The following is a 3,117-nucleotide window of genomic DNA, read 5'->3' on the forward strand; positions in this document are numbered from 1 at the left end:
CTTATACAATTTTTGGGCTAATCCAGTAACAAACGGGAACACAAAAAACCATACCAGTACGGCATTGTATAAAACCCTGCATATTTCATACTATCAAAGAATAAAAGAAACCATTGATATAAAAAGGTTTATACCAAAATCTTGCTATCCATAATGTTACGTTATGTTAACCCCATATGAATATCATATACATCAAAAAATCTTAAACATATCATCTTTCCTAGATGATACAATATGGTAAAATGATTGTTTTAATAGGGGGAGAAACCATGCGTATTCCAGGTACATTGGATATTCGGTTCTTAATCATAGGCTTGATTCTGTTTACAGGAGGAATCTATGCTTCCCAATGGGAAAACATGATTATTCTTGCTACTGCTGTTACCATTATTGGTGGATTCCTAATAGGATTAAGTCCAGTGATGCAACTGTTTAAGAAATAAACTTCTCTTTGATGGGAGGGGTTTGTTGTATTAAAAACTTAGAAAAAGAAGAAATTTCTATGAAAAGAGGGATGAAAACGATGAGAAAGAGGGAGCAACTTATTTATAGCAAATGGTTTATTGTTGGTGGAGGCGTAGTATTATTAGCACTTGTTACCGCTTTTGTCTGGTTTTATGGTGTAGGATCGCTATATAAATGATAGATGCCTTTGCCTACAATCGGTGTCATTGTATTTCGAATTATGATAACATCCCCTCTCCAGAATGGGAGGGGTTTGTTATGCTTTTTATGTAAAACATATTTGACATTTATTTGTCCGCCATATTATACTTGAAATGTAAAACATGTTTGACAAAAAAGCCCTCTCTGAGGATTTTAAGGGAGTAGAAAATGAAAAATTGTATTGCTGAATTGCGGAAGCAACAAGGGATTTCACAGGATGTATTGGCAAAACGATGCAATGTCTCACGTCAAACTATCAATGCAATCGAAAACGCGAAATATGACCCAAGTTTGACGTTAGCTTTTCGATTAGCTGAAGTTCTACACACTACGGTAGATGAATTATTTCAAAAGGGAAGGGGTTAAAAAATGAGTATATTGATTTATGGAATTGCTGTAATGTTATGGTTTGTAATTGTTGGTTGGCTTACAAGTGATAAAAGTATGGCTCCATGGATAAAAGATGATGAAAGAGTGACTGTTATAAAATACAAAACAATTGTTCAAAGTTGGTCTACTGTTTTTTTATTCTGTATCTCGACCTCTCTCACAAAACGGTTAGGAATGTCTGCGGAACAATGGCCATATCTTCAAAACCCAATAGCAAGCGTTTTAAAGGAGTATGTTCAAATACAAATTTTAGTTCTCCTGGTTGTAACATATGTCCTGTTTTATATAGTTAATAGTCGAAAACTGAACGCTTAAAACTCAGATCTGACTTTCGCTTTCGGGAATTATGTTAGCTAAGGAGAAAAAAATGGATGAATTTAATCTTTTTATTTGTATAGGTATAACAGCATTTACTTTTATAATTATGACTTCATGGATCATAAGAAAAAATTCAAAATCTGGAAAATATGATATAATTATAGGCCCTGTTGTAATTGCCGCCAGCCTAATTTACATATTGTACTGTACGCATTCTATTGTTGGGTGGGAAGGCGTCACCAGAAGTTTTCTCGGAATATTTATAATTATTGGTACCGTGATGGGTATGCTTGTAAATATGATAATAAAAATATCTTTAATAAATAAACGATATATTGTTCATGTCATAGGATATATTATAGGATTTTTAGGTTGCTATATACATTTATCATCTACTTTACAAGTAATTTACCAAAACCAGACATATTTTCAAATAGAAATAATACTTGCAATTATGGCTACGACTATTGTCTATAGAGCAGCTATTCGAAATAATCCCGAGCTGATGTGTATGGCCATAACTCCTACTATAGTTGCTCTAAGGTTCCCTTTTTGGTGGTTAATCATGGGTAATTTTATGTATGTATTGGCAGGTTTACTACTAACAACGGAATATACAAACAAAAAAACAAAACAAAAAGATAAAAGACTTAAACATTTTAAACAACATGGCTATTAGTTTGACTACCGATAACAAGAATTATGTGAACACAAAAGACCTCCAGTTAAACAATCTGGGGGACTTTTAATAGTCTTTTAAATACATTGAATCCTGATAATGAGACGTTATGTCAACTTAACATGTATAGAATATACATCTAAAAATCCTAACAAATCGTTTCTTCTTAATGGTACAATTAGGAAGAGGAGGGAAATATATCATGTTAAAAGTGAAACCTAAATGTGTAAGTTGCGGAAAAAACATTCAAGGCGGGGAACTTATTTATGTAGAGCTACGCTATCCTCATTGTGCTGGCATGACTGAAATAAAGAAATGGCTTGATAACGAAGGTAAAATTCATTGTAAAGATTGTCACTCCAAATAGTAAAAGGATATGCTTGGAATCCCTCTCTGAATGAGGGGTTACTATAGATCAATCATTTCTTAAGGAGTGCATATGAAATCAAAAGATAAAAAAAAAGAAATACAAGAGAAATATAGAGAGAAAGTACAACTAGCAAAAGAAAGTAAAAAGTACACCATAGAAGCATGTATCATTGTTACCGTAATTGTTCTATTTGTGGTACTAAATTTAGTTTTTAAAAACTTTTAGCTAACTTTGCTTCTAATAACAAAAATTATGTAAAAAAAGCTAGTAGGCCTCACCATATCCAAAAAAGAAAATTGTACGTTTAGACAAAATTTGAAAACAAACTAATCGGTTATCTGTACGTTAACGAACCCCAGAATGATATAGTGACCCCTAAAAGGATAATTCAATTGAATATAAAAAAGCGTGTTTTGATCAATTTTTTTCAAAACACGCTTTTTTTTATTGTTCTTTTATCAAGGTTTATTAAGTTAATTTAATCAAATTTTATTCCTGCAAGTATGTAAATATTTATCTGCAAAATTAATACTTTTTTGTATTTAGGGGTCACACGACATCGCTATCAAGCTAATATTTTGAAGTACCCCAAAATGAAAATTTCCTTTTTCTACAGTTAGTTATTTGGAGAAGTCAGCTCTTTTTTCGTTTTTGGGGTGTTTACTTTTCTTAAGTTGATGGGCATGTATGGCGA

7 protein-coding genes are annotated in these 3,117 nt (G+C 32.1%); all 7 read left to right on the plus strand.

Annotation, left to right across the window (positions count from 1 at the left end; translation table 11 throughout):
* The first annotated feature begins 269 nt into the window (after positions 1-269).
* Complete coding sequence (locus ACFQZ1_RS10335; RefSeq protein ID WP_377882101.1) at positions 270-443, plus strand: hypothetical protein; 174 nt, start codon at positions 270-272, stop codon at positions 441-443.
* A 59-nt stretch (positions 444-502) separates the two neighbouring features.
* Positions 503-643, plus strand: a complete 141-nt coding sequence (locus tag ACFQZ1_RS10340) for a hypothetical protein (protein ID WP_377882103.1) — start codon at positions 503-505, stop codon at positions 641-643.
* Between the two features lie 191 nt (positions 644-834).
* Complete coding sequence (locus ACFQZ1_RS10345; protein WP_377882105.1) at positions 835-1,032, plus strand: helix-turn-helix transcriptional regulator; 198 nt, start codon at positions 835-837, stop codon at positions 1,030-1,032.
* A 3-nt stretch (positions 1,033-1,035) separates the two neighbouring features.
* A complete protein-coding gene (locus ACFQZ1_RS10350; RefSeq protein WP_377882107.1) occupies positions 1,036-1,371 on the plus strand; it encodes a phosphoglycerate mutase in 336 nt (111 codons plus the stop codon).
* Between the two features lie 52 nt (positions 1,372-1,423).
* Positions 1,424-2,053 carry a YesK family protein gene (locus ACFQZ1_RS10355; protein ID WP_377882109.1) on the plus strand — a complete coding sequence of 210 codons (630 nt, stop codon included), beginning with the start codon at positions 1,424-1,426 and terminating at the stop codon, positions 2,051-2,053.
* A 202-nt stretch (positions 2,054-2,255) separates the two neighbouring features.
* A complete protein-coding gene (locus ACFQZ1_RS10360) occupies positions 2,256-2,420 on the plus strand; it encodes a Fe3+ hydroxamate ABC transporter substrate-binding protein (RefSeq protein ID WP_377882110.1) in 165 nt (54 codons plus the stop codon).
* Between the two features lie 72 nt (positions 2,421-2,492).
* Positions 2,493-2,648 (plus strand): hypothetical protein, encoded by a 156-nt coding sequence (locus ACFQZ1_RS10365; RefSeq protein ID WP_377882112.1) that lies wholly within the window; start codon positions 2,493-2,495, stop codon positions 2,646-2,648.
* Positions 2,649-3,117: the final 469 nt, after the last annotated feature.

Source organism: Bacillus sp. CGMCC 1.60114 (genome assembly GCF_042676365.1).
Classification (GTDB): Bacteria; Bacillota; Bacilli; order Bacillales; family Bacillaceae_G; genus Bacillus_A; species Bacillus_A rhizoplanae_A.

Bases quoted from the DNA above. Each gene is read 5' to 3' on its own strand.
- ACFQZ1_RS10365 (WP_377882112.1), top strand. From the start codon at position 2,493: ATGAAATCAAAAGATAAAAAAAAAGAAATACAAGAGAAATATAGAGAG.
- ACFQZ1_RS10350 (WP_377882107.1), top strand. From the start codon at position 1,036: ATGAGTATATTGATTTATGGAATTGCTGTAATGTTATGGTTTGTAATT.
- ACFQZ1_RS10355 (WP_377882109.1), top strand. From the start codon at position 1,424: ATGGATGAATTTAATCTTTTTATTTGTATAGGTATAACAGCATTTACT.
- ACFQZ1_RS10335 (WP_377882101.1), top strand. From the start codon at position 270: ATGCGTATTCCAGGTACATTGGATATTCGGTTCTTAATCATAGGCTTG.
- ACFQZ1_RS10345 (WP_377882105.1), top strand. From the start codon at position 835: ATGAAAAATTGTATTGCTGAATTGCGGAAGCAACAAGGGATTTCACAG.
- ACFQZ1_RS10360 (WP_377882110.1), top strand. From the start codon at position 2,256: ATGTTAAAAGTGAAACCTAAATGTGTAAGTTGCGGAAAAAACATTCAA.
- ACFQZ1_RS10340 (WP_377882103.1), top strand. From the start codon at position 503: ATGAAAAGAGGGATGAAAACGATGAGAAAGAGGGAGCAACTTATTTAT.